A 22,407-nucleotide genomic window follows, 5' to 3' on the forward strand; every position below is an offset into this window, starting at 1 on the left:
ACCGGTCCGTTGACAGATACATGCGGCCCCAGCATGCTGAGCAAGCGCTTGTTCGCCCGAACCCCCGGAAGAGGAGAGGCATGGCCGAGCCGAAGGTGTTCACGTCCGCCGAGGAACTGCGCGCCGGAATCGGCGAGACGCTCGGTCCGAGCGGATGGCTGGAGGTGGACCAGAAGCGGATCGACCTGTTCGCCGACGCGACCGGTGACCACCAGTGGATCCACGTGGACCCGGAGCGGGCCGCGACCGGGCCGTTCGGCTCCACGATCGCGCACGGCTACCTGACGCTGTCGCTGCTGCCGAGCCTGGTGCCGCAGGTCATGCGGGTCGAGGGCATGCGGATGGGCATCAACTACGGCATGGACAAGGTGCGTTTCCCGGCGATCGTGCCGGTCGGCTCGCGGCTGCGGGCCACCGCCGTGATCACCGAGGTGACGGAGGCGGGCGGCGGCGTCCAGGTCGCGGCGACGGTCACCGTGGAGCGCGAGGGCGGCGACAAGCCGGTGTGCGTGGCGCAGTCGCTGTCGCGCTACTACTTCTGAGCCGCTGCGCCCACCATGCGCAGGACGAGGTCGGCGTAGAGCGCGCCGACCTCCTCCGGCGTGCGCCGGCCCGACGCGTTGAACCAGCGGGCCACGTCGATGCACAGCGACAGGACGGCGAGCGTGGTGCCGGGGACGTCCGGGACGTGGAACTCCCCCGCCGCGACGCCCTCGGTGAGGATGCGGCGCACGACGGCGTCGCTCTGGCGGCGCAGCTCCACGATTTCGGAGCGGTGCTCCGGGGCGAGGGCATCGAGCTCGTACTGGACCACGCGCGCGGTGGTGTGGTGCGCGGCGTGCCACAGCACGAAGGACCGCACGGCCGCGTCGAGCCGGTCGGCGGCGGAGCCCGGGCGGGAGGCGGCGGTCTCCAGGATGTCGAGCGCCTTGTCGTGGCCGATCCGGCTGATCCGGTGGAGCAGCTCTTCCTTGGTCTTGTAGTGGATGTACAGCGCGGCGGGGCTCATCCCGGCCCGCCCTGCGATGTCCCGCGTGGTGGTGGCGTGGTAGCCGCGCTCGGCGAACGCCTCGACGGCGGCGACGAGCAGCCGCCGCGCCGCGTCGGGGGTGACCTCCGACCACGGCCGGTAGCCGCCGGTCGTCTCCTCCGCGCTGTCCATCGCTCGCCCACCCTCTCGTCACTGCAGGAAGCGACCAGCTTACCGGAGGGTGAGCAAGCGCTTAGCCGTCGTCGGCGCGTCGGCCGCCGCCCCTCAGACCTTCGGCTGGAAGGGGTCGTAGTCGGCGAGGATCTTCTCCATCCGCGCCTGGTCGACCCGGCTGACGATCTGGGTGAGCTCCTGGCGGTCGCGGATGACCTTGGCGAGGGTGAAGGCGGAGGTGGTGAGGTAGAGGACGGCGATGCCGAGGAAGGCCCGGACCCAGCCGTCCACGGCCAGGTGGTAGATCCCGAGGGCCACGGCACCGAGCGCGATGCCGAAGGAGGCCACGGCCTGGGCGTAGTACGCCGCCGTGTTCCGCTGCTTGACCGGTGTCTCGTTCATGGGAGCCAGCATCGGACGGCGTGACCGGCACCACATCCGTGCGCGTACTCAGCCCCGTACTCATCCCTGCACTCGGAAGCCGGCCGCTCAGAAGGCGGAGACCCCGGTGCGGGCGCGGCCGATCAGCAGCTTCTGGATCTGGCTCGTCCCCTCGTACAGGGTCATCACGCGGGCGTCGCGCAGCAGCTTGCCGGCCGGGTACTCGTCGATGTAGCCGTAACCGCCGTGCACCTGCAGGGCGTTGCCCGCGGCGCGCACGGCGGCCTCCGAGGCGAAGAGCTTCGCCGTGGAGGACTCGGTCGCGAACGGCTGCCCGCGGTCGATGAGGTCGGCCACCCGCCAGGTCAGCAGGCGCGCCGCGTCCACGTCGACCGAGATGTCGGCGATCAGCTCCTGGACGAGCTGGTGCCCGGCGATCGGCTTGCCGAACTGCTCGCGCCGGGATGCGTACGAGACGGCCGCGTCCAGGGCCGCCTGGGCGATGCCGACGCAGCCGGCGGCCACCGACATCCGCCCCTTGGCCAGCGCGGACATGGCCACGGAGAAGCCCTTGCCCTCGGGGCCGAGCATCGCGGCGGCGGGCACGCGGACGGAGTCGAGGACCAGTTCGGCGGTGGCCTGGCCGCGCAGGCCGAGCTTGCCGTGGATCTCGCGGCGGGTGAGGCCGGGCGCCGAGGTCGGCACGAGGAAGGCGGAGATCCCGCGGTGGCCGGGGGCGCCGCCGGTACGGGCGAAGACGAGGGCGACGTCGGCCCAGGTGCCGTTGGTGATGAACGTCTTGGCGCCGCTGAGCAGGTACGCGTCGCCGTCGCGGACCGCGCGGGTGGTGAGGTTGGCGGCGTCGGAGCCGGTGCCGGGCTCGGTCAGGGCGAAGCAGCCGAGCGCGTCGCCCGAGCAGAGGCGCGGCAGCCAGGCGTGCTTGTGCTCCTCGCTCCCCCAGGCGGCGATCGTCTTGGCGACGAGGCCGAGGGAGACGGAGACGATGCCGCGCACGGCGGAGTCTGCACGCCCGAGCTCCTCCAGGACGAGCGCGTACGCGAGGTGGTCGCCGCCGGAGCCGCCGTACTCCTCCGGGACGGTCAGGCCGAGGAAGCCCAGCGCGCCGAGCTTCTTCACGATGCCGCGGTCCACGCTCTCCGCGCGGTCCCACGCGGCGGCGTACGGGGCGATCTCGCGCTCGCCGAACTCGCGGGCGAGGCGGCGCACCGCGCTCTGCTCCTCGCTGAGCTCCAGGTTCACGGGGCACCTCCGGGGGCAGCGGGCTGTTAACTAGCACCGGTAGTTTATTGGGGCGGCCCCTACTATGTGGCGCATGGCCAGACCGCGCAAGCCCCTCCTCAGCCGTGACCGCATCGTCGAGGCGGCGGGCGCGCTGGTGGACGCGGAGGGGCTGGAGGCGGTCTCGACGCGGCGGCTGGCGGCCGCTCTCGGCGTCAGCGGGCCCTCGCTGTACAACCACTTCCGGACCAAGGACGAGATCCTGGACGCGGTGGCGGACGCGGTGAGCGCGCGGGTCGACCTGTCGATGTTCGAGGCGGGGGCCGGGCAGGACTGGCGGGAGGCCCTGCACGACTGGGCGCACTCCTACCGGGCGGCGCTGGCGGACCACCCGAACATCGTGCCCGTACTGGCGCGCGGCCCGGGGCGGCGGCCGGCGGGACTGCGGCTGGCGGACGCGGTGTTCGGGGCGATGACGGCGGCCGGGTGGCCGCCCGCGCAGGCGACGCGGATCGGCGCACTGATGCGGTACTTCATCCTGGGCTCGGCGGTGGGTTCGTTCGCCCGGGGTTTCCCTGACGACGAGGCCGCGTACGACCCCGCGGACTATCCGCACCTGGGCCGGGCCCACCTGCTGGCCGAGCGGCAGCGCGAGGTGGACGAGGGCGCGTTCGAGACCGGCCTGGCCGCCCTGCTGGACGGCCTGGCCCTGCAGTTCGACGCCCTGCGGCGGGACCGGTCGACCGGTCCCGCCGCAGGCTCGGAGCCCTAGAGGACGAACGACGGGCGGAGGACGACCGGCCGGAAGACGGCCGGCTGGAAGACGGCCGGCTGGAAGACGGCCGGCTAGAAGACGACGAGCGAGCGGCCGCCCTTGCCGGCGAGCATGGCGTCGAAGGCGCCCGGGATCCCGTCGAGGGTGATGCGGTCGGTGACCATCGAGCCGAGGTCGAGGCGGCCTGCGCGGACGTGGTCGGCGAGCACCGGGAGGTCGCGGGCCGGGTCGCTGTTGCCGTAGACGCAGCCGGTGAGGGTGCGGGCGAAGTGGAAGATCTCCAGCGCGTGGAAGGTGACCTGCTGCTCCTTGCCGCCGATGCCGACGACGGTGGTGCGCCCGCCGCGCCGGGTGGAGTCCCAGGCCCCGCGGATGGATTCGGCCCGGCCGACGCACTCGACGGCGACGTCCGCGCCCTGCCCGTCGGTGAGCGCGCGGATCTCCTTGGCGGTGGTGTCGGAGGCGAGGACGAACTCGGTGGCCCCGGCGGCCCGGGCCAGCTCCTCCTTGGCCGGGGAGACGTCCACGGCCACGATCGGGCCGGCCCCGGCGATCCGGGCGGCCTGCAGGGCGGCCAGGCCGACACCGCCGACACCGAAGACGGCCACCGACTCCCCGGAGCGGACCCGGGCGCTGTGGTGGACGGCGCCGTAGCCGGTGAGCACGGCGCAGCCGAGCAGGGCGGCCTCGGCGAGCGGGATCCCGGCGGGCGCGGGCAGCACGCAGCGGGCGGCGACGACCGTCTCCTCGGCGAACGCGGCGACGTTCAGACCCGGGTGCAGGGGTGTGCCCTCGGCGTCGTGGGCGTAGACCGCCCCGACGCCGGTGAGGGCGTTGGCGCACAGCCACACCTCCCCGATCGAGCAGTGGTGGCACTGCCCGCAGGACGGGGACCAGTTGAGGACCACGCCGTCGCCGGGCGCGACGTGGGTGACGCCCTCGCCGACGGCGAGGACCGTCCCCGCGCCCTCGTGGCCGAGGACGGCGGGGACGGGGACCCTCATGGTGCCGTCGGTGAGGGAGAGGTCGGAGTGGCAGACCCCGGCAGCGGCGAGCCGCACCCGGACCTGCCCTGGGCCGGGATCGGGCAGGACGATCTCCCGTATCTCCAGCGGGGCTCCGACGGCGGGCAGGATGGCGGCGCGGACCATGACGACTCCGTCTCTCGGGCTGTTCGCGGGCTCAGAACTGCAGGGACTTGGTCTGGAGGTACTCGGCCAGGCCGTGCGGGCCGAGCTCGCGGCCGACGCCCGACTGCTTGTAGCCGCCGAAGGGGGCGAGCGGGTTGAAGCGGCCGCCGTTGATGTCCACCTGGCCGGTGTCCATGCGCCGGGCGAAGGCGACGGCGCTCTCCTCGTCCGCGGCCCAGACGGCACCGCCCAGCCCGTACACGGTGCCGTTGGCGATGCGCAGGGCGTCGTCCTCGTCCTCGTACGGCAGGATCGACAGCACGGGGCCGAAGATCTCCTCCTGGGCGATGGTCATCTCGGGCGTGACGTCGGCGAAGACGGTCGGGGCGATGTAGTAGCCGTGCGGGTGCGGGGCGTCGGGACCGCCGGCGACGACCCGGGCGCCTTCCTCGATGCCCCGGTCGATGTACCCGCGCACGCGGTCGCGCTGCTTGGCGTTGATCACCGGGCCGAGGCGGGTGCCCGGGTCGCGGGGGTCGCCGCAGGGGTACTTGGCGACGGCGGCGGCCGCGAGCGCGACGGCCTCCTCGTACTGCTCGCGGTGGACGAGCATGCGCGTGAGCGCGTTGCAGCTCTGGCCTGAGTTGTTCATGACGTGGCCCACGCCGGCCGCGACGGCCTTGGCCAGGTCGGCGCCGGGCAGGATGACGTTGGCCGACTTGCCGCCGAGCTCGAGGGCGACGCGCTTGACGGCGGCGCCGGCCGTGGCGCCGATCTGCCGGCCGACCGCGGTGGAGCCGGTGAAGGAGACGAGGTCGACCCCCTCGTGCGCGGCCAGCGCCTGCCCGGCCACCGGGCCGGTCCCGGTGACCAGGTTGAACACTCCGGCCGGGACGCCCGCCTCGTGCACGGCTTCGGCGAAGAGCTGTGCGGTCAGCGGGGTGTCCTCGGCCGGCTTGAGGACGAGCGTGCAGCCGGCGGCGAGAGCGGGTGCCACCTTGGCAACGATCTGGTGCAGCGGGTAGTTCCAGGGCGTGATGGCCGCGACGACGCCGACCGGCTCCAGGAGCACGGTGGAGTTCCCGATCCGCTCCTCGAAGGCGTACGAGGCGCCGAGCTCGGCGAACGAGGAGGAGACGGCGATCGGCGCCCCGACGTGCACCATCTCGGAGAAGCCGAGCGGGGAGCCGAGTTCGGCGGTGATGAGCTCGGCGAACTCGCTCCTGCGGGCGACCAGCACATCGCGGATCGCCCCGATCAGGGCGGCCCGCTCGGCCGGGGGCGTGGCCGCCCAGCCGGGGAATGCCGCACGGGCCGCGCGTACCGCCGCGTCCACGTCCTCGGCGGTGCCGGCCGGGACCCCGCCGATGACCTGCTCGTCGGCCGGGTTGAGCACCTCGATCCGGTCGCGTCCGGCGGCGGGCCGCCACTCGCCGCCGATGTACATCCCGTCGTGGGCCTTCATGGCATTCCTCCCGAGCACGCGCGAGCGCGTTGACCTACCTGACCTCGTATGACCACCCTACAAACCGGCGTCGGCGGTTTTCGGTCCACCGGGGCCCGGCGGCCTCAGATGATGCCGAAAAGCATCCCTGCCCCGAGGACGACGAGTGAGGTCAGGGCCGCCCATTTCACGGTGAAGCGGGTGTGGTCGCCGAACTCGACCCGGGCCATGCCGACCAGGACGTAGACGGCCGGAACCAGCGGGCTGGACATGTGCAGGGCCTGGCCGACGAGCGAGGCCCGGGCGATCTCCAACGGGGAGACGCCGTGCGCGGCGCCGGCCTCGGCGAGCACCGGCAGCACGCCGAAGTAGAAGCCGTCGTTGGACATGAAGTAGGTGAGCGGCAGGCTGAGCACGCCGGTGACCAGCGCCATGTGCGGGCCCATGCCCTCGGGGATCGCGCCGACGAGCCAGTCGGCCATCTGCTTGACCATGCCGGTACCGCCGAGGACACCGGTGAAGACGGCGGCGGCGAAGACCATCCCGGCGACGTTCAGGACGTTGTCCGCGTGGGCGGCGATCCGGGCCTTCTGGTCGGGCATGTGGGGGAAGTTGACGGTGAGGGCGAGGGCCGCGCCGAGGAGGAACAGCACCGGGATCGGCAGCAACTCCATGATCATCGCGGTGAGGAGGGCCAGGGTCAGGCCGGCGTTGAACCAGTACAGGCGGGGCCGGAGGGTCGCCCGGTGCGGGTCGAGGCCCTGGAACCCGTCCCCCTCCGGGGCGCCGCCGGCCGGGACGGCCTCGGGTGCCTCGGGGGCCTCGGGGGCGGTGTCGGAGCCGGCGGCGGTGGCCACGGGCGGGGCGCCCGGGGTCTGCACGACGCCGCCGGACCCTGCGGAGCCCCTGCCGGCGGCGACCAGTCGTGCCGCGGACTCGGACGCGGACCCGGACCCGGCCTCGGACTCGGCCTCGGACCCGGCCTCGGACTCGGCGTCTGCACCGGACGCGGACCCGGACGCGGCGTCGGCTGCGGCCGGGGCTACGCCTGCGGCTGCGGCTGCGGCTGCGGCCGGGAGGGTGAGCGTGCCGAGCCGACGGCGCTCCTTGAGGCCGAGGACGTACGCGAGGCCGAAGACGAAGAGCAGGCCGACCGCGAGGGCGGGGATCATCGGGACGAAGATGTCGGCGGCGTCGAGCTTGAGGGCGGTGGCGGCGCGGGCGGTGGGGCCGCCCCACGGCAGGGTGTTCATGACGCCGTTGGCGGTGGCGGCGACGCCCGTCATGACCACGAGGCTGAGGCCGAGCCGCTTGTAGAGCGGGTACATCGCCGAAACGGTGATCATGAAGGTGGTGGAGCCGTCGCCGTCGAGGGAGACGACGGCGGCCAGCACCGCGGTGCCGACGACCACCCGCACCGGGTCGGCCTTGCAGAAGCGCAGGATGGCGCGGACGATCGGGTCGAACAGGCCGACGTCGATCATCACGCCGAAGTAGACGATGGCGAACATCAGCATGGCGGCGGTCGGCGCGAGCTTTCCGACGCCTTCGATGACGTAGTCACCCAGGTGCGCCCCCTTTCCTGCGAACACGCAGAAGGCCGCCGGGATCAGGACGAGCGCCGCGATGGGCGACATTTTCTTCATCATGATCAGGACCAGGAAGGTGGCGATCATGGCGAAGCCGAGGAAGGTCAGCATGCAGGGAACGTAGGGGGCCGCGCAGCAGCCCAACAAGACGTCCGAGCGTGAGCAATACGAGCAAAACCCCAGCTCAGGGCAGGGGTGCGAGGGTGACGGGGAAGCCGTTGAGCACCGCCGTGCCGGACAGCGGGTCCAGCCGGGAGCCGTCGAGGAGCTGGTTGACGTTGGCGCCCGGCTCGGCCGCGGCCACCGACAGGCGGGCGCCCTCGCGGTCATGGCCCCAGCCGTGCGGGAGGCTGACCACGCCGGTGCGCACGGTGTCGGTGACCTCGACCGGGACCTCGAGGCTGCCGCCGTCGGCGGTGACCAGGGCCCGGCCGCCCTCGGTGAGGCCGAGCCGGTCGGCGTCCTGCGGGTTCACCTGGAGGGTGCAGCGGTTGGAACCTCCGATGAGGGCCGGAACGTTGTGCAACCAGCTGTTGTTGGACCGCAGGTGGCGGCGGCCCACGAGCACCAGGGCGGCGGGGCGGTCGGCGAGCGCCGCGCGCAGCCTGGGCAGCTCGGCCGCGATCGGGTCCGGCAGCAGCTCGATCCTGCCGCTGCGCGTCCTCAGCACGCCCGGGAGCCGGGGCCGCAGCGGGCCCAGGTCGATGCCGTGCGGCTGCGCGAGCAGCCGCGCCAGACTCAGCCCCTCGCCCACCACCCCACCCGCGCCCCCGTCCCCGCCGGGACGCCCGTCCCCGCCGGGACGGCCGTCCGCGCCGGGGCGGCCGTCCGCGTCAGGCCGCGCGCCCGCGCCGGGCTGGGCGTCCGCGTCAGGGCGCGCGTCGCCGCCGGCGGGCAGGTCGGCGCCGCCGAAGAGGTCGCCGTACGGGCCGAGTCGGAGCATCAGGTCGAGCCGCCGCTCCGGGCCGCTCTCGCCGGTGAGCAGGCCGGCGAGGCGGGCCGGGTCCTGCCCGTGCAGGGGTGAGTGCGGGTCAGCGGCCTCCTTGGCGAGGGCGGCGAGGATCACGGGCTCGTCGACGGCCGCCGCGGCATCGGGGACGGCGGCGCCGTGCAGGCCCGCGACGGCGAGGACGAGGCGGGCGTGGATCTCGCACTCGTCGAGCAGCCCCGCCTCCAGCGGGACGGCGCGGCGGGTGTAGCGCGCCTGGTTGCGGATGGCGAACCCGTTGAAGGCGAAGTCGTGGTGGGGGCTCTGCGCGGGCGGCGGGGGCGGCAGGACGACGTGGGCGTGGCGCGAGGTCTCGTTGAGGTACGGGTCGATGCTCACCATGAAGTCGAGCCCGGCCAGGGCCGCGTCGAGGCGCCGCCCGTCGGGGGCGGACAGCACCGGGTTCGCGGCGATGGCGACGAGGGCGCGGATCCGGCCGTTCCCGGGCGTCTCGATCTCCTCTGCCAGGGCGGCGATGGGCAGTTCGGCCTTGGCCTCGGGGTGGCCGCTGACCCGGCTGCTCCAGCGGCCGAGGGCGAAGCCCTTGCCCGGGCCCGCGGGGCGGGGCCGCGGACCGGCCGCCGGGAGCGGGAACAGGGCGCCGCCGGGGCGGTCGAGGTTGCCGGTGAGGATGTTCAGCACGTCGACCAGCCAGCTGGCGAGCGTGCCGTACTCGACGGTGCAGCTGCCGATCCGCCCGTAGACGGCAGCGGTGGGCGCGGCCGCCAGGTCGCGGGCGAGGGTGCGGATCTCGGCGGCCGTGAGGTCGCAGGCGGGGGCCACGGCCTCAGGAGTGAAACTCCCGAGGGCCTCGGCGAGTTCCCGGAGCCCGAGGAGGTGTTCGGCGAGCTCCCCGGGGGCGGCCAGCCGCTCGGCGAGCAGGGTGTGGGCGAGCGCGGCGAGCAGCAGGGCGTCGCTGCCGGGGCGCGGCGCGAGGTGGCGGTCGGCGAGGCGGGCGGTGCGGGTGCGGCGCGGATCGACGACGACGAGGGTGCCGCCGCGGGCGCGCAGCGCCTTGAGCCGGCCCGGGAAGTCGGGGGCGGTGCACAGGGAGCCGTTGGACTCCACCGGGTTGGCGCCGATCAGCAGCAGGAAGTCGGTGCGGTCGAGGTCGGGGACCGGGATGGCGAAGGGGTCGCCGAAGAGGAGCCCGCTGGAGACGTGCTTGGGCATCTGGTCGAGGGTGCTGGCGGTGAAGAGGTTGCGCGTGCCGAGGGTCTTCAGGAGCAGCGGCGGGTAGAGGGCGCCGGCCATGGTGTGGGTGTTCGGGTTGCCGAGGACGACGCCGACGCTCTGGGCCCCGTACTCCCGGACGAGGGCGGGGATCGCGGTGGCGACGGCCTCGTAGGCCTCGGCCCAGGTCGCCTCGCGCAGCCGGCCGCCCCGGCGGACGAGGGGGGTGCGCAGCCGGTCGGGGTCGGCGTCGAGGGCGCCGAAGGCCGCTCCCTTGGGGCAGATGAAGCCGCGGCTGAAGACGTCGTCGCGGTCTCCGCGGGCGCCGGTCACGGTGCTGCCCTCGATCGTGAGGGTGAGCCCGCAGGTGGCTTCGCAGAGGGGGCAGATGCGCAGGGCGGTGCGGGGCATGGGCTCTCCCGGGGGCAGCAGGCTGCAGCCCGCGGCGTGCAGCACGCGGGCGGCAAGAGCATACCGACCAGTACGCATGTTGGGGAGGGCCCGGCGGCCCCGGACCGGACACGGGCGGCAACCCGTGAAGCGGGATGGGTCAGTCGAGGACACCGGCCAGGTAGGCGTGCATCATCGCCCGGATCTCGGCCACGATCGCGGGATCGCCCGCCGGGTCGCTGCGGAAGGCCAGCTTGGTCAGCGCGTCGGTGGCCTCGACCGCCACGAGGACCGCCCGCTCCAGGTCGGCGTCCGGGCTCAGGCCGAGGTGTGCGCCGAGCAGCTCGGTGAGGCGTACGGCGACGTGCCGGTTGGGGTCGGCGTCCGGCCCCTCCTCGGGCGGGGCGGGCACGCCGAAGTCGACGAGCGCGAAGCCGGGTACCGTCCGCTTCATGGCGAGGTACTCGTCCAGCACGGCGTCGACCACGGCCCGCCAGCCGGCGCCCGGCAGTTCGGCGAGGCGGTCCGCGATGCCCTCGGTGTAGCGGTCCAGGTTGCGGTGGGCAAGGGCGATGGTCATCGCCCGCTTGTTGCCAAAGAAGCGGTAGACCGAGCCGATCGGCACTCCGGCGCGCAGGGCCACGGCGCGGGTGCTGAGGTTCTCGTAGCCGGTCTCGTCCAGGAGTGCGGCGCAGGCGTCGAGGATCCGGGCGAGCCGGTCGGCGCTGCGCTGCTGGACGGGCGTACGGCGCAGGGGATGGGTGGGGGGCACGGGGTCCATGATGCCGCTCCCGGCGCGCGGGGACGGCGGCGGTCTCAGTTCAGGAGCAGGGCGAGGCCGCCGAGGGTGTACGTGATCATCAGCGCGAGCAGCGGCAGTTGGCCGGCGACGGCCCGGGCGGGCGGGAAGAGGCGCACGGAACGGTCGTGGGCGGCGATCACACCGAGTACGTGGCCGGCTACGACGGCGATGACCTGGAGGGCGGCGAGGCCGCCGGAACCCAAGGGGGGCAAGGGTTCTGGGGCGTTGTCAGTGCCCAGTGCGATGCTTACTGTGCGTGGTCCTTCGGTGACGAGGAGGGAGAAGTAATGGGCGGTGAGATAGCCGAGCGCGATCGGCACGAGTGAGTGCGCGAAGGCGGTCAGCGGGCGGGGGTGCGGGCCGCTGACCAGACGGGTGGCCGCGGCGCACAGGCAGTACAGGGTGGCGACGAGTGCGATGGAGGCCAGGAGGCCGAGGGTGGCCGTGGGGGTGCGGCCGAGGGGGGAGGTCTGCAGGGTGCCGATCCAGGAAGGGTTGTCGCTGTAGCCGTCGTAGGCGGTGGAGCCGAGCAGGACGCAGACGGTGGCGACGAGTCCGGGCCGCTCGGGCGTCGCGTCGAGTCCGTGGAAGGGGTTGCGCAGGACGAGGCGGCCGTCGGTGCGCCGGCCGAGCGGGGAGAGCCGGGCCAGCAGGGCGGAGTAGGCCTCGAACGGGTCTCCGTCGGCGAACCAGCGCTCGCCGAAGCGGGCGGCGAGGGCGAGTTGGCAGGCGGTGTGGAGGGCAAGAGCGGTCAGAAGGGTGGTGGTGGATGCGGGATCGGGGGCGACGAGTTCGAGCCAGGTGAAGCCGAACAGTCCGGCGGCGGCAGGCCATTGGCCGAGCCGTGCGGGGAGCGGGGCGGGTCGGCGGCGCCGGGTGCGGGGCAGCAGGCGGTGCAGCGCCCGGTGCAGGGTCCGCAGCGGGTTGAGGAGCCCCCAGACGGGGCCGAGGAGGAGGGAGGCGGGTACGAGGCCCACCCAGAACAGGACGTAGACGGCGCCGGGGCCGGGGTTGCGGGCGGGGTCGTCGGGACGGAGGAGAAGGGAGGTGACGAGCGCGAGGAAGACGGCGAGGCCCAGCCCGCGCAGGGCGGCGCGGGTGACGGGAGCGTCGGCGGCCCGCTGGAGGCCGACGGGCAGGGCGAGGCCCGACCGGTCTCCGTGGAACCGGGACGCGGACCACAGCAGGGCGAGGGCGAGGAAGGAGACGAACAGTGCGGTGAAGGCGCCGGCGAATGCGTAGAAGGGAGAGATCGGCAGATCGTGCTGGGAGCCGATCCCGTGCGCGAGCGCGGTGAGCGGGTCGGCCGGGTGAAGGACCACGCCCTGGCCGCCCCCACCGACGCCCGCGCCGGGCCCGGGGCCGAGCACGGGAACGGGGGCGAGGACGGCACGGGGGTGAAGCACGCCACCGTGACCGAGGACGGGAATGCGCAGGGGCGCAGCGGCCGGCAGGGGTCCGGCGAGCGCCTCCGGCGGCACCGCCTGCCCTGCCGGCGTCGGCGGGGTCATCGGACGAGGAGCTGGGTCAGGACGAGGCGGGAGGCGTGGGTCTCGACCTCGAAGAGGCCGGTGCGGTCGGCCGTCAGGACCAGGGTGGCCTCCTGGCCTGCCGGCAGGGCGAGTTCCTTGTCGTAGCCGTGGACGTGCAGGGTGTCCGTGCGGTCGCTGGTGACGCGCAGGGCGATGCGCGCGCCGCGCTTGAGCTCGGTGCGGCCGGGTGCGGGGCTGACCCTGCCGTCCCGCACGGTGATGGTGACCGTGCGGTCGGCCCCGGCCTGTGCCGACCCGTCGGACGGGGCCGGGCCGGTCGGGGCCGAGCCGGTCGGGGGTGCGGCGTGGTCGTGGCCGCCGGCGGACGCGCCCGGTGCGGCGGCGGTGAGCGGTGCCGTGCCCTCGACGGGCTTTCCGGCGACGGCCCAGGCGGTGTGGTCGTCGGCGTAGAGGCGGACGGTCAGGGTGTGCGCGCCCTCGGGGACCTGCGCGGCCGGCAGGTGGAACCAGGGGCCGTACAGCCGGGCCAGCTTGCGGCCGTCCAGCTCCAGGTGGGCGTGGCCGGCGCCGGGAAGGGCGGCGCCTCCGGTGCTGTCGGGGGTGAACCGGAAGCGCTCCACCGCCAGCTGGAGGTTCCAGCCGTCCTCGGAGTCGGGGTGGACCGTGAGCCGTACCTGCGGTGCGCCCTCGGCGGGGACCTCGCGCAGCCGGTGGCCGCTGCCGTCCTGCGCGTCGAGCAGGGTGCCGACGCTGCCGGTGGCCTGCTCGTGGCTGGTGCCGGGCTTGTGGTGGGTCGTGGCCCGCCCGCCGCAGCCCGTCGCCGTGCCGCCGGCCAACAGCAGGACGGCGGCGAGGAGGGCGGCGGTGCGCAGGCGGCCGCCCTGCCGGGCGGTCACGGCGGTTGCTGCAGGGGCAGCGGTTGCTGCGGGCACCTCGGGCCTCCTGTCGTCGAGTCCGCCGCTGCCTTCCGCCGGGCCCGCGGGCGGCGGGGTGTGCTCGCGGCGGGTGGGCCGGGTCATGTTCCGGGGGGCGGGGTCGGGGCTGCCGTGGCTTCGGCGGCAGGGCCGGCCGGGGCGGGGACGGGGGCCCGGTCGCCGGCGGGGTCGCCGCCCGGGCCGTCGAGGCCGGCCGGGGTCGGGCCCGGGCGGGCCGAGGCGATGACCGCCCACAGCGCCCAGACCACGGCGACCAGGGCGCGGGGCCAGGCGGGGCCGACGGGGGTCCAGGGGAGCATCAGGACGCCCTTGTCGAAGGCGTCGAGCAGGGTCAGGGCCGCCAGCAGCAGGGTCAGCCGCGCCAGCCAGGGGCGGTCGGCCTGCAGGGCGAGGCCCGCGCCCGTCCACCACAGGCCCAGCAGGAGCAGGGCCAGCGCCGGGACGGCGGTGGCGGTGAGCGGCAGGGTGGAGCCGGCCACGTCCAGGGCCAGTCCGGCCAGGCCCAGCAGCGTCGCCGCCGTGCCCAGGCGGGAGCGGCGCAGGCGGCGCCACCACAGCACCCCGCCGACCAGGAGCAGCACCGCCGCCACCGCCAGGGCGATCTGGGTCTCCACGCGGGCCGTGCCGCGCGCCCCGTACCAGTCGCAGCCGGCCGGGAGCCGGCGGGCCTGGACGTTGTAGTCGGCGCAGACGAGCAGCTGGGCGAGTTTCACGGGCTCGCCCACCAGGCGGGCCGAGCCGCCCGACACCGCGCCCCGGCGCTCCCCGCACTGCGGGAGGGCGCCCGGGGTGGAGCCGTCGGGTCCGGACTGCCAGCAGTTGCCGCGGCCCTGGCCGTCCCACCAGACGTCCATCCCGTTGGGCCGGGAGGCGCCGGACCTGTCGCGGCCCAGGACGTTGCCGGCGTACCGGTTGTGGTGGGAGGTGTCGGCCTGCTTCGACCAGGCGTTCTCGCCCCGGATGAAGGCCGGCACGGCGGAGAGGAAGAAGCCGGCGCGCCGGTGTCCGTACACCCAGTTGTGCTCGTAGACGTTCCAGTTGCCGCCGGCGGTGATGATCCCGGTGCCGGGCGGCATGGAGATCTGCGGGCAGACCACGCCCTGCTCGTAGCCGCGCTCGATCGGCGGTTTGGCGCAGGTGCCGTCGGCGACGTGGTGGTAGTAGTCGGCGTTGTTGTCGTGGATCAGGTTCCGCTCGAAGCGGGCGTGGTTCTGCGGGAGGCCGGGGTGGCCGGGGAAGGCGCTGTCCATGGAGGCGCCGCCCATGTTCTGGTCGAACTCGTTGTCGTGGACCCATACCGAGTCCCCGGCGGTGCCCGAGTAGCCGACCATGTTGTGGTGGCTGCGGCAGCCGGTGATCTCGATGGAGTAGCGGGGCACGTCGTAGCCGCGCCCGTCGTTGATGTTCGAGGCGCTGCCCGGGTAGATGCCGGAGTCGCCGTTGCCGTACGACTCGCAGTTCTTGTACAGCCCGTGGTCGCTGGCGAAGGTGAGGAAGCCGTACTCGTCGTTCCAGCGGGTCAGCACGTCGTCGATGACGAAGCCGTCGCCGGCGAGGACGTACAGGGAGTTGAAGGTGGTGCGCTGGGCGGTGAAGTTGCGGAAGTAGATGCCGTTGGACTTGTCGGCGCGGATGGCGTTCAGCTTCTGGTACTTCGCGTCGATGACCACGTCGAGGCGGGAGGCGCCCGTGCCCTCGATCTGCAGGTTCGTCTTGCCGAGGATCGCGACGAGGTTCTGGTTGTGCCGGCACTGCACCTGCTGCTCGTAGGACAGGATCTGGTAGCCGAGCGCGGAGTTCGGGGCCTTCAGCGCGGCGCACTCCCCGGTCGGCTTCGGCAGTGACGGCTCCTCCTCGTACAGGCCGGGGAGGATCGCGATGTTCATGCCGGGCCGGTCCACGGCGTCGACGGCCTCCTGAAGGTGCCGGTAGCCGCTCTTCTCGCACCGCTCGTACAGGGCCAGGTTGCGCTGCCGCAGCGCTTCGGGGAAGGCGGAGATCCGGCGTTCGAAGGCGGGCCGGTCGGTCTTGCAGACCAGCAGGTCGGGCTCGGCCTGCCGGTACTGGGGTACGGAGCCGGAGCCGTCGGGGAGGGCCACGGGGCGCTCCTCGTGCGCGCGGGCGGCGGGCGCGGCGGCGAGGAGGGCGCCGAGGGCGAGGAGGGCGGCGACGGCGGCGAGGAGCGCCGTCGGCGCGGCGGCGGGCAGCCGGAGCCTGCGGGTCCGGGGGCTCCGCAGGGTCCATGGGGTCCGGGTCCACGACGTCCACGACGTCCACGACGTCCACGACGTCCACGACGTCCACGAGGTCCACGAGGTCCACGACATGCGCGAGAGAGTAGAGCAATGTTCATCTTTTGGGACCCCCCGCGACGCACCCAATCCGGAGCCCCCCTCGGCGCACCCCATCCGACCCCACCGCCCCACCCCCGGCCCCGAACGCCATTGACGCGCGCGCCGGGGAATCCTACTGTCGGCCATAGGATTCCTTCGACAGAGCGGAAGCACTCATGAGCGAGCAGGCCAGGAAGACGGCCGAGGCCCTGGAGTACCTCACCGGCTTCGGCAACGAGCACAGCTCGGAAGCCGTCCCCGGCGCACTCCCCCACGGCCGCAACTCGCCCCAGCGCGCCCCCCTCGGCCTGTACGCGGAGCAGCTCAGCGGCAGCGCGTTCACCGAGCCCCGCAGCCACAACCGCCGCTCCTGGCTGTACCGGATCCGCCCCTCCGCCGCCCACCCGCGGTTCACCCGCACCGACAACGGCGCCCTGCGCACCGCGCCGTTCACCGACGCCGAGGCCGACCCCAACCGCCTGCGCTGGAACCCGCTGCCCGCCCCGGCCACCGGCACCGACTTCCTGGCCGGCCTGTGGACGCTCGGCGGCAACGGCGACGCCACCCAGCGCACCGGCATGGCCATCCACCTCTACGCCGCCAACGCCGACATGACCGACCGGGTGTTCAGCGACTCCGACGGCGAGCTGCTGATCGTCCCCGAGCGCGGCGGCCTGCTGCTGCGCACCGAGCTCGGCCTGCTCGCCGCCCGCCCCGGCGAGGTCGCCCTGATCCCGCGCGGCGTCCGCTTCCGCGTCGAGCTGCTCGACGACGACGCGCGCGGGTACGTCTGCGAGAACTACGGCCAGCCGTTCGAGCTGCCGAACCTCGGCCCCATCGGCGCCAACGGCCTGGCCAATGCCCGCGACTTCCGGGCCCCGGTGGCGGCGTACGAGGACGAGGACCGCCCGACCGAGGTGGTCAACAAGTTCTGCGGCAACCTGTGGTCCGCCACCTACGACCACTCCCCCCTGGACGTGGTGGCCTGGTACGGCACGCACACCCCGTACGTCTACGACCTGCGCCGTTTCAACGTCCTGGGCTCCATCAGCTACGACCACCCGGACCCCTCGATCTTCACGGTGCTGACCTCGCCCTCCGACACGCCGGGGCTGGCGGGCGTGGACTTCGTGGTCTTCGCCCCGCGCTGGCTGGTCGGCGAGGACACCTTCCGCCCGCCGTACTTCCACCGCAACGTGATGAGCGAGTACATGGGCCTGATCGAGGGTGCGTACGACGCCAAGGCCGAAGGCTTCGTCCCCGGCGGCGGCTCGCTGCACAACATGATGTCCGCCCACGGACCGGACCGGGAGACCTTCGACCGGGCCAGCGCCGCCGAGCTGAAGCCGCAGAAGATCGACGACGGCCTGGCCTTCATGTTCGAGACCCGCTGGCCGATCACGACCACCCCCCAGGCGGCCGGCGCCGAGCACCTCCAGCAGGGCTACGACGACGTCTGGCAGGGTCTGGAGCGTCACTTCCGCGCCTAAGATGCTCCCCCGGCCACCGCCGGGAGGGGCCGCGGGCCCCACACCTCGTCCCTACGGAGAACCACCCGTGACCGCCTTCGCCCCCGATTCGCTGGTGCTCAACCGGAAGCTGCCGCTCTGGTACCAGGTGTCGCAGTCGCTGCGCGCCTCGATACTGGGCCGCACGCCGGACGCCTCGCTGCGCCTGCCCACCGAGGAGCAGCTCGCCGAGCACTACGGGGTGAGCGTGCTGACCATGCGGCAGGCGCTCAAGGAGCTGGAGGGCGAGGGGCTGATCAGCCGGCACCGGCGGCGCGGCACGTTCATCGAGCCGGGCGCGCGGCGCGGGGCGCCGGTGCGGCTGCTGGGCTCGGTCGACGCGATCGTGGCACAGCAGTCGGGCGACCGTACGACGGTGCTCGGCCACGCGCGCACGGCCGTGTCCGGGGAGCTGCTGGAGCACTTCCCGGACACGGCCGAGGTGGTCACGTACCGGCGCCTGCGCCAGGACGGCGAGAGCGGCGAGCCGACCAACTGGGCGGAGAACGCGGTCCGTCCGGAGATCGCGGAGGCGGTCGACCTGGACGACCTGGTGCGCTGGCCGATGACGAAGGTGCTGCGGGACGTGGTCGGGGTGCGGATCAGCCGGATCACGGACACGGTCGAGGCGCGGCTCGCCGACCCGGAGACGGCGGAGCTGCTGCGCGTGCCGCTGCTGAGCCCGATCCTGCACTACACGGGCGTCACGTACGACGAGGACGGCCGGGTCGTGGACGTGGCGCGGATCCGGTACCGGGGCGACCGGTTCTCCTTCACGGTGACCGTCGACGCCCACTGACGGCCGGCGACAGCCCTGCTGTGCGGCGCCCTCGGCCCTGCCTGCTTCTCGTCGCGCCCGGCCCTGCCTGCTTCTCGTCGCGCCCGGCCCTACTTCTCGTCGTCCTCGGCGCTGCGCTCGCCCTCCGCCTGCGAGGGGGTGGTGCGCTGGGTCTGGGGGTGGTGGGCCGCCCTCTTCTCCTTCTCGTCCATGTCCTCGTCGAGCCGTTCGCCTTCGGCCTGCGACGGAGTCGAGTATTCGTCGTACTGGCTCATGACCACTCCTCGGCTCTCCGGGAGGCGCACATGCGGACCTTCGCACATGCGGATCTTCCATACATAAGGAGCGTAACGCTTCGGTCCGGACACAGCTGCGCGGGCCGCCGCGGCCGCCGGGGCCCGTCGCTACCATCTGCCGGGTGAGCGCTGACCTACCGCTGCCGGCCCTGCTGCTGGACGAGCTGATGCCCTGGGCCGTGAGCGGCCCGCGCCTGGGCCGCGACTGGGTCGCCGCCCCCGATCCGGCGACCCTGCGCACCCGCTGGGCGGTCCTGGCCGGCGCCGAAGCCGCGGAGCAGGAGCGGCTGTTCCGGCCGACCCGGCTCCGGTCGGCCACCGCCGGGGCGGCCGCGCTGCCCGGCCAGCGCTCCGCCTCCACCTCCGGCTTCGCCGACGCGCCCGGCCCCTGCCCGGAGCCCGTACGGGTGCTGCGCGCCCCCTTCGACGAGCAGTGGCTGCTGCCCGACCAGCGGCTGATCGACACCGCCCGGCCGCAGCTGTGGCGGGTCCGGGACGGGCACCAGCTCTTCGCGGTCGAGACCCCGGGCGCGGGCCTGCTGGCCACCGCGCACCTGCCGGTCGGCCGGATCGGCGGGATCCGCCCGCTGTACCGCCGCCCCGGCGGGGCCGAGCCGAACCTCGCGCCGGGCCTGCCGGCGCTGCTGGCCGAGCGCTACGGCGCCCCGGTCGCCCCGCGGGACGTGCTGTGCTGGATCCTCGCCGCGGGCCGGCCGGGCCTGCGCGGGTACGAGGTCCCCCTCACGGCGGATCCCGAGGTCTGGCGGGCCGGGGTGGAGCTGGGCCGGCGGCTGCTCGCGGTCCAGCTGCGCGGCGGGCCCGGGGGCGAGGCGCCGCGGCTGCCGGGCGGGCGCCGGCCGTACGTCCGCTCCGCGGTCGGGGCCTGGCCCGGCGCGCTGGAGTACGACCCGGAGACCGAGACGCTGAGCCTCGGGGCGGGCACGGTCTCGCCGGTGCCGCGGGAGGCCTGGGAGTACGAGGTGCAGGGCGGGACGCGGGTGCTGCAGGCCTGGTTCGCGGCCCGCTGCGCGCACCGGGACCCGCAGGCCGAGGGCCTGGACGCGCTGGGCCCGGCCCAGTGGCCGCAGGCCTGGACCTCGGAGCTGCTGGCCCTGGTGACCACCCTCGCCCTGCTGGCCGGGCTGGCCGGGGAGCGGGAGGCCTTCACGGCCGGGCCGCCGCTCACGCGCGGCGAGCTGGCGGCCGCCGGGGTGCTGCCGGTGCCGGACTGGGCCCGCCGTCCGGCATCGGTGCTGGACCACCAGGAGGAGGGCCCGGGCGGCCAGTTCGCCCTGCTCTGACAGGCCGCGGGCCTCCGCCGCCCGGGGTTCCGGCCGCCTCAGCCCGCGGCCCTCGGCCCTCGGCCCCCGGCCCCCGGCCCTCAGGTCCGGTCCCAGGCCTCCAGCAGCCGGGTCACCAGGCGGTCGAAGACAGCGGCCATGTCGGCGGTCGCCTCGGTCACCGGGTGGCTGTCGGCGAGGGCCTGCGCGAGCCGCGGGTAGTCACCGCTCGCCAGGCGGGAGCCCAGCCAGGCCATCCGTACGCCCTCCTCGGCGGCCTCGCTCCACGGCAGCGAGCGGGCCCGCTCGGCGAGGGCGAGCTCGTTCGCCACGAAGGTCGCCGCCGTCCCGTTGACCGCGGCGACGAGCTCCAGCTTCTCCCCGCCGGACACCTCCAGCGGGGCCAGGCAGTCCAGGCTGTGCTCCAGGTAGCGCAGGGCGTGGGGGCTGAAGCCGTACACCGGCGACAGCAGCCGGGGCAGCCACGGGTGGCGGTGCATCAGCTCCCGCGTCTGGCGGGCCAGGGCCAGCAGGTCGGCCCGCCAGTCCCCGGTCGGCGGGCTCAGCTCGTACTCGCCGCTGACCGCGTCGACCATCAGCTCGTACAGGTCCTCCTTGCGCGGCACGTAGTTGTACAGGGACATCGTCCCGGCGCCGATCCCGGCCGCCACCCGCCGCATGGAGACGGCGTCGATCCCCTCCGCGTCGGCGATCCGCACCGCCTCGGCCGCGATCGACCCGCGGGTGTGCGCGGGCCGCGGGCCGCGGCCGGCGCGCTGCGGGCGGGCCCAGATCACCTCGGGTTCAGCGGGTCGCCCGCTGGCTGTCATCGGTCATCACCTCGCCACCATCCTAGTTACGTACGCCGTACGTAATGCGCTAGGGTGCCGCCCATGACAACAACTACGTACGCTGTACTGAGTGAGGGCCTGGAGAAGCGCTTCGGTGAGGTCCATGCGCTGCGCGGCCTCGACCTCGCGGTCCCCGAGGGCACGGTCTGCGGCCTCCTCGGCCCCAACGGCGCGGGCAAGACCACCGCCGTCCGCATCCTCACCACGCTCACCCGGCCCTCCGCCGGCCGCGCCCTGGTCGCCGGACACGACGTCGTGCGCGCCGGGGAGGCCGTCCGCCGGGCGATCGGGGTCACCGGCCAGTACGCCTCGGTCGACGGGGACCTGACGGGCCGGGAGAACCTGCGGCTGTTCGCCCGGCTCGCCGGCCTGCGCGGCGCGCCGGGGCGGGCCCGCGCCGACGAGCTGCTCGACCGCTTCGGGCTGGACGAGGCGGCCGACCGGGTGGCCTCCACCTGGTCCGGCGGCATGCGCCGGCGCCTGGACCTGGCCGCGGGGCTGATCACCCGGCCCCGGGTGCTCTTCCTCGACGAACCGACCACCGGCCTCGACCCGGCAGCCCGCGAGCACATCTGGACGGCGGTGCGCGCCCTCGCCGACGAGGGGACGACGGTCCTGCTCACCACCCAGTACCTGGAGGAGGCCGACCGCCTCGCCGACGACATCGTGGTCGTCGACCGCGGCCGGGCCGCCGCCACGGGCACCCCCGCCGAGCTCAAGGCCCGGATCGGCGCCCACGCCGAGGTCACCGTCGCCGAGCCCGCCGCGCTCGCGGGCGCGGCCGTGGTCCTCGACCAGCTCACCGGCGGCCGGCCCGTGCTCGACGCGGAGCGGCTGACCGCCGGGGTCACCGTCCTGGACCACGCGCTGACCCTGCCCCGGATCATCCGCGCCCTCGACACCGCCGGGATCCCGGTCACCGACGCGAGCCTGCGCCCGCCCACCCTCGACGAGGTGTTCCTGCGCCTGACCCGCGTCCGCGAGGCCGGACACGGCGCCACCGGAGCCGACGACACCCCGGGCGCGCCCGCGCCCCTCACCGCGAAGGAGCCCGCCGCATGAGCGCCGCCGCCCTGCTGTCGGACGGCGCCGCCGTCCTCACCCGCCAGCTCCAGAAGGCCCGGCACGCGCCCGCGCTGCTGGTCCTCACCCAGACCATGCCGATCATGATGCTGCTGTTCTTCGGCTACGTGTTCGGCAGCGCGCTCGCCATGCCCGGCTCGGAGTACCGCGAGTTCCTGGTGCCCGGGCTGCTGGCCGCGACCGCCGCGAACGGGCTGATGACGGGCATGTTCACGGCCGCGCAGGACGCCCACCGCGGGGTGATGGACCGTTTCCGCACGCTCCCGATGAGTCGCGCCGCGGTGCCGCTCGGGCAGACGGCCGCCGATCTGCTGACCACGGCGGTGTCGCTGGTGCCGCTGATGCTGGTGGGCCTCGCCATGGGCTGGCGGATCGAGAACGGACTGCCGGGCGCGCTCGGGGCGCTGGGCGTGCTGATGCTGTTCCGGTTCGCGACCGCCTGGGTGGGCACGTACCTCGGCCTGCTCAGCAAGAGCGAGGAGGCGGCCGGGCAGCTCGGCAGCTCCACCTTCGTCCTGCCGATGCTGTCCAGCGCGTACCTGCCGACCGCCGGGCTGCCCGGCTGGCTGCGCACGGTCGCGGAGTGGAACCCGATCAGCTCCGTCGCCACCGCGGTGCGGGCGCTGTGCGGGAACGCGGGCGGCGAGGCCGCCGCGGGAGCCGCCTGGCCGGCGGCCCACCCCGTCGCGGGCGCCGTCGCCTGGTCGCTGCTCCTGCTGGTCCTCTTCGCGCCGCCGGCCACTCGCCGCTTCGCCCGCGGCCGGGACTGACGCGCCGGAGCAGACCGACCGACCG

20 protein-coding genes are annotated in these 22,407 nt (G+C 74.4%); 7 read left to right on the forward strand and 13 right to left on the reverse strand.

The genetic code is table 11. The annotated features are described in order from the left end of the window. The first annotated feature begins 80 nt into the window (after positions 1–80). Positions 81–542, forward strand: coding sequence for a MaoC family dehydratase (locus AB0F11_RS18040; protein ID WP_362174241.1), 462 nt, complete (start codon positions 81–83; stop codon positions 540–542). On the opposite strand, the gene AB0F11_RS18045 is transcribed toward AB0F11_RS18040, so the two are convergent. The 3 genes from AB0F11_RS18045 to AB0F11_RS18055 form a co-directional block, all read right to left on the reverse strand. Further along, positions 533–1,162: a TetR/AcrR family transcriptional regulator gene (locus tag AB0F11_RS18045; RefSeq protein ID WP_362174244.1), complete on the reverse strand. Its 630-nt coding sequence runs from the start codon at positions 1,160–1,162 to the stop codon at positions 533–535. The genes AB0F11_RS18040 and AB0F11_RS18045 overlap by 10 nt on opposite strands. A gap of 93 nt (positions 1,163–1,255) precedes the next feature. Further along, on the reverse strand, positions 1,256–1,546 hold the full coding sequence (locus tag AB0F11_RS18050; protein ID WP_362174247.1) for a YiaA/YiaB family inner membrane protein: 291 nt from the start codon (positions 1,544–1,546) through the stop codon (positions 1,256–1,258). 87 nt (positions 1,547–1,633) lie between these two features. Further along, the gene (locus AB0F11_RS18055) at positions 1,634–2,785 is read right to left on the reverse strand and encodes an acyl-CoA dehydrogenase family protein (RefSeq protein WP_362174249.1); all 1,152 of its coding nucleotides are present in this window, start codon (positions 2,783–2,785) and stop codon (positions 1,634–1,636) included. Positions 2,786–2,858: 73 nt separating this feature from the next. Between AB0F11_RS18055 and AB0F11_RS18060 the strand changes: the two genes are divergently transcribed. Further along, complete coding sequence (locus AB0F11_RS18060) at positions 2,859–3,536, forward strand: TetR/AcrR family transcriptional regulator C-terminal domain-containing protein (RefSeq protein ID WP_362174252.1); 678 nt, start codon at positions 2,859–2,861, stop codon at positions 3,534–3,536. Positions 3,537–3,610: 74 nt separating this feature from the next. Here AB0F11_RS18060 and AB0F11_RS18065 read toward each other — a convergent pair whose 3' ends face one another. The 8 genes from AB0F11_RS18065 to AB0F11_RS18100 form a co-directional block, all read right to left on the reverse strand. After that, a complete protein-coding gene (locus AB0F11_RS18065; protein WP_362174255.1) occupies positions 3,611–4,690 on the reverse strand; it encodes a Zn-dependent alcohol dehydrogenase in 1,080 nt (359 codons plus the stop codon). Between the two features lie 31 nt (positions 4,691–4,721). Then, on the reverse strand, positions 4,722–6,134 hold the full coding sequence (locus AB0F11_RS18070; RefSeq protein ID WP_362174258.1) for an aldehyde dehydrogenase family protein: 1,413 nt from the start codon (positions 6,132–6,134) through the stop codon (positions 4,722–4,724). A gap of 104 nt (positions 6,135–6,238) precedes the next feature. Beyond that, the gene (locus AB0F11_RS18075; protein ID WP_362174261.1) at positions 6,239–7,813 is read right to left on the reverse strand and encodes a citrate:proton symporter; all 1,575 of its coding nucleotides are present in this window, start codon (positions 7,811–7,813) and stop codon (positions 6,239–6,241) included. A gap of 73 nt (positions 7,814–7,886) precedes the next feature. Then, complete coding sequence (locus AB0F11_RS18080; protein WP_362174265.1) at positions 7,887–10,274, reverse strand: molybdopterin-dependent oxidoreductase; 2,388 nt, start codon at positions 10,272–10,274, stop codon at positions 7,887–7,889. A gap of 139 nt (positions 10,275–10,413) precedes the next feature. Continuing rightward, a complete protein-coding gene (locus tag AB0F11_RS18085) occupies positions 10,414–11,034 on the reverse strand; it encodes a TetR/AcrR family transcriptional regulator (RefSeq protein ID WP_362174268.1) in 621 nt (206 codons plus the stop codon). Between the two features lie 35 nt (positions 11,035–11,069). Beyond that, positions 11,070–12,377 carry a hypothetical protein gene (locus AB0F11_RS18090; protein WP_362174314.1) on the reverse strand — a complete coding sequence of 436 codons (1,308 nt, stop codon included), beginning with the start codon at positions 12,375–12,377 and terminating at the stop codon, positions 11,070–11,072. A gap of 185 nt (positions 12,378–12,562) precedes the next feature. Next, entirely contained in the window at positions 12,563–13,567 is a 1,005-nt protein-coding gene (locus AB0F11_RS18095; protein ID WP_362174271.1) for a hypothetical protein, read from the reverse strand. Continuing rightward, positions 13,564–15,810, reverse strand: coding sequence for a right-handed parallel beta-helix repeat-containing protein (locus tag AB0F11_RS18100; protein ID WP_362174274.1), 2,247 nt, complete (start codon positions 15,808–15,810; stop codon positions 13,564–13,566). The genes AB0F11_RS18095 and AB0F11_RS18100 overlap by 4 nt, the downstream gene beginning before the upstream one ends. A gap of 182 nt (positions 15,811–15,992) precedes the next feature. On the opposite strand from AB0F11_RS18100, the gene hmgA reads away from it, so the two are divergent. Beyond that, positions 15,993–17,306 carry a homogentisate 1,2-dioxygenase gene (gene hmgA, locus AB0F11_RS18105; RefSeq protein ID WP_362174277.1) on the forward strand — a complete coding sequence of 438 codons (1,314 nt, stop codon included), beginning with the start codon at positions 15,993–15,995 and terminating at the stop codon, positions 17,304–17,306. Between the two features lie 67 nt (positions 17,307–17,373). Next, positions 17,374–18,123, forward strand: coding sequence for a GntR family transcriptional regulator (locus AB0F11_RS18110; protein WP_362174279.1), 750 nt, complete (start codon positions 17,374–17,376; stop codon positions 18,121–18,123). 89 nt (positions 18,124–18,212) lie between these two features. Here the strand turns inward: AB0F11_RS18110 and AB0F11_RS18115 are convergent, their stop codons facing one another. Continuing rightward, a complete protein-coding gene (locus AB0F11_RS18115; RefSeq protein WP_361912392.1) occupies positions 18,213–18,377 on the reverse strand; it encodes a hypothetical protein in 165 nt (54 codons plus the stop codon). Between the two features lie 188 nt (positions 18,378–18,565). Here AB0F11_RS18115 and AB0F11_RS18120 point away from each other — a divergent pair, with 188 nt between their 5' ends. Beyond that, positions 18,566–19,699 carry a type ISP restriction/modification enzyme gene (locus tag AB0F11_RS18120; protein WP_362174317.1) on the forward strand — a complete coding sequence of 378 codons (1,134 nt, stop codon included), beginning with the start codon at positions 18,566–18,568 and terminating at the stop codon, positions 19,697–19,699. 80 nt (positions 19,700–19,779) lie between these two features. Here AB0F11_RS18120 and AB0F11_RS18125 read toward each other — a convergent pair whose 3' ends face one another. Continuing rightward, entirely contained in the window at positions 19,780–20,508 is a 729-nt protein-coding gene (locus AB0F11_RS18125) for a TetR/AcrR family transcriptional regulator C-terminal domain-containing protein (protein WP_362174281.1), read from the reverse strand. Positions 20,509–20,571: 63 nt separating this feature from the next. On the opposite strand from AB0F11_RS18125, the gene AB0F11_RS18130 reads away from it, so the two are divergent. Beyond that, entirely contained in the window at positions 20,572–21,591 is a 1,020-nt protein-coding gene (locus AB0F11_RS18130; protein ID WP_362174284.1) for an ATP-binding cassette domain-containing protein, read from the forward strand. After that, the gene (locus AB0F11_RS18135) at positions 21,588–22,382 is read left to right on the forward strand and encodes an ABC transporter permease (RefSeq protein ID WP_362174287.1); all 795 of its coding nucleotides are present in this window, start codon (positions 21,588–21,590) and stop codon (positions 22,380–22,382) included. Before AB0F11_RS18130 ends, AB0F11_RS18135 begins: the two co-directional genes overlap by 4 nt. The last annotated feature ends 25 nt before the right edge of the window (positions 22,383–22,407 follow it).

This window comes from Streptomyces sp. NPDC032472, assembly GCF_040636955.1.
Taxonomy (GTDB): Bacteria; Actinomycetota; Actinomycetes; order Streptomycetales; family Streptomycetaceae; genus Streptomyces.

Coding starts and splice junctions, on each gene's coding strand:
- AB0F11_RS18060 (WP_362174252.1), top strand. CDS start 2,859: ATGGCCAGACCGCGCAAGCCCCTCCTCAGCCGTGACCGCATCGTCGAG.
- AB0F11_RS18120 (WP_362174317.1), top strand. CDS start 18,566: ATGCCCTGGGCCGTGAGCGGCCCGCGCCTGGGCCGCGACTGGGTCGCC.
- AB0F11_RS18050 (WP_362174247.1), bottom strand. CDS start 1,546: ATGAACGAGACACCGGTCAAGCAGCGGAACACGGCGGCGTACTACGCC.
- AB0F11_RS18115 (WP_361912392.1), bottom strand. CDS start 18,377: ATGAGCCAGTACGACGAATACTCGACTCCGTCGCAGGCCGAAGGCGAA.
- AB0F11_RS18100 (WP_362174274.1), bottom strand. CDS start 15,810: ATGTCGTGGACCTCGTGGACCTCGTGGACGTCGTGGACGTCGTGGACG.
- AB0F11_RS18085 (WP_362174268.1), bottom strand. CDS start 11,034: ATGGACCCCGTGCCCCCCACCCATCCCCTGCGCCGTACGCCCGTCCAG.
- AB0F11_RS18045 (WP_362174244.1), bottom strand. CDS start 1,162: ATGGACAGCGCGGAGGAGACGACCGGCGGCTACCGGCCGTGGTCGGAG.
- AB0F11_RS18065 (WP_362174255.1), bottom strand. CDS start 4,690: ATGGTCCGCGCCGCCATCCTGCCCGCCGTCGGAGCCCCGCTGGAGATA.
- AB0F11_RS18135 (WP_362174287.1), top strand. CDS start 21,588: ATGAGCGCCGCCGCCCTGCTGTCGGACGGCGCCGCCGTCCTCACCCGC.
- hmgA (WP_362174277.1), top strand. CDS start 15,993: ATGAGCGAGCAGGCCAGGAAGACGGCCGAGGCCCTGGAGTACCTCACC.
- AB0F11_RS18070 (WP_362174258.1), bottom strand. CDS start 6,134: ATGAAGGCCCACGACGGGATGTACATCGGCGGCGAGTGGCGGCCCGCC.
- AB0F11_RS18080 (WP_362174265.1), bottom strand. CDS start 10,274: ATGCCCCGCACCGCCCTGCGCATCTGCCCCCTCTGCGAAGCCACCTGC.
- AB0F11_RS18095 (WP_362174271.1), bottom strand. CDS start 13,567: ATGACCCGGCCCACCCGCCGCGAGCACACCCCGCCGCCCGCGGGCCCG.
- AB0F11_RS18040 (WP_362174241.1), top strand. CDS start 81: ATGGCCGAGCCGAAGGTGTTCACGTCCGCCGAGGAACTGCGCGCCGGA.
- AB0F11_RS18125 (WP_362174281.1), bottom strand. CDS start 20,508: ATGACAGCCAGCGGGCGACCCGCTGAACCCGAGGTGATCTGGGCCCGC.
- AB0F11_RS18130 (WP_362174284.1), top strand. CDS start 20,572: ATGACAACAACTACGTACGCTGTACTGAGTGAGGGCCTGGAGAAGCGC.
- AB0F11_RS18075 (WP_362174261.1), bottom strand. CDS start 7,813: ATGCTGACCTTCCTCGGCTTCGCCATGATCGCCACCTTCCTGGTCCTG.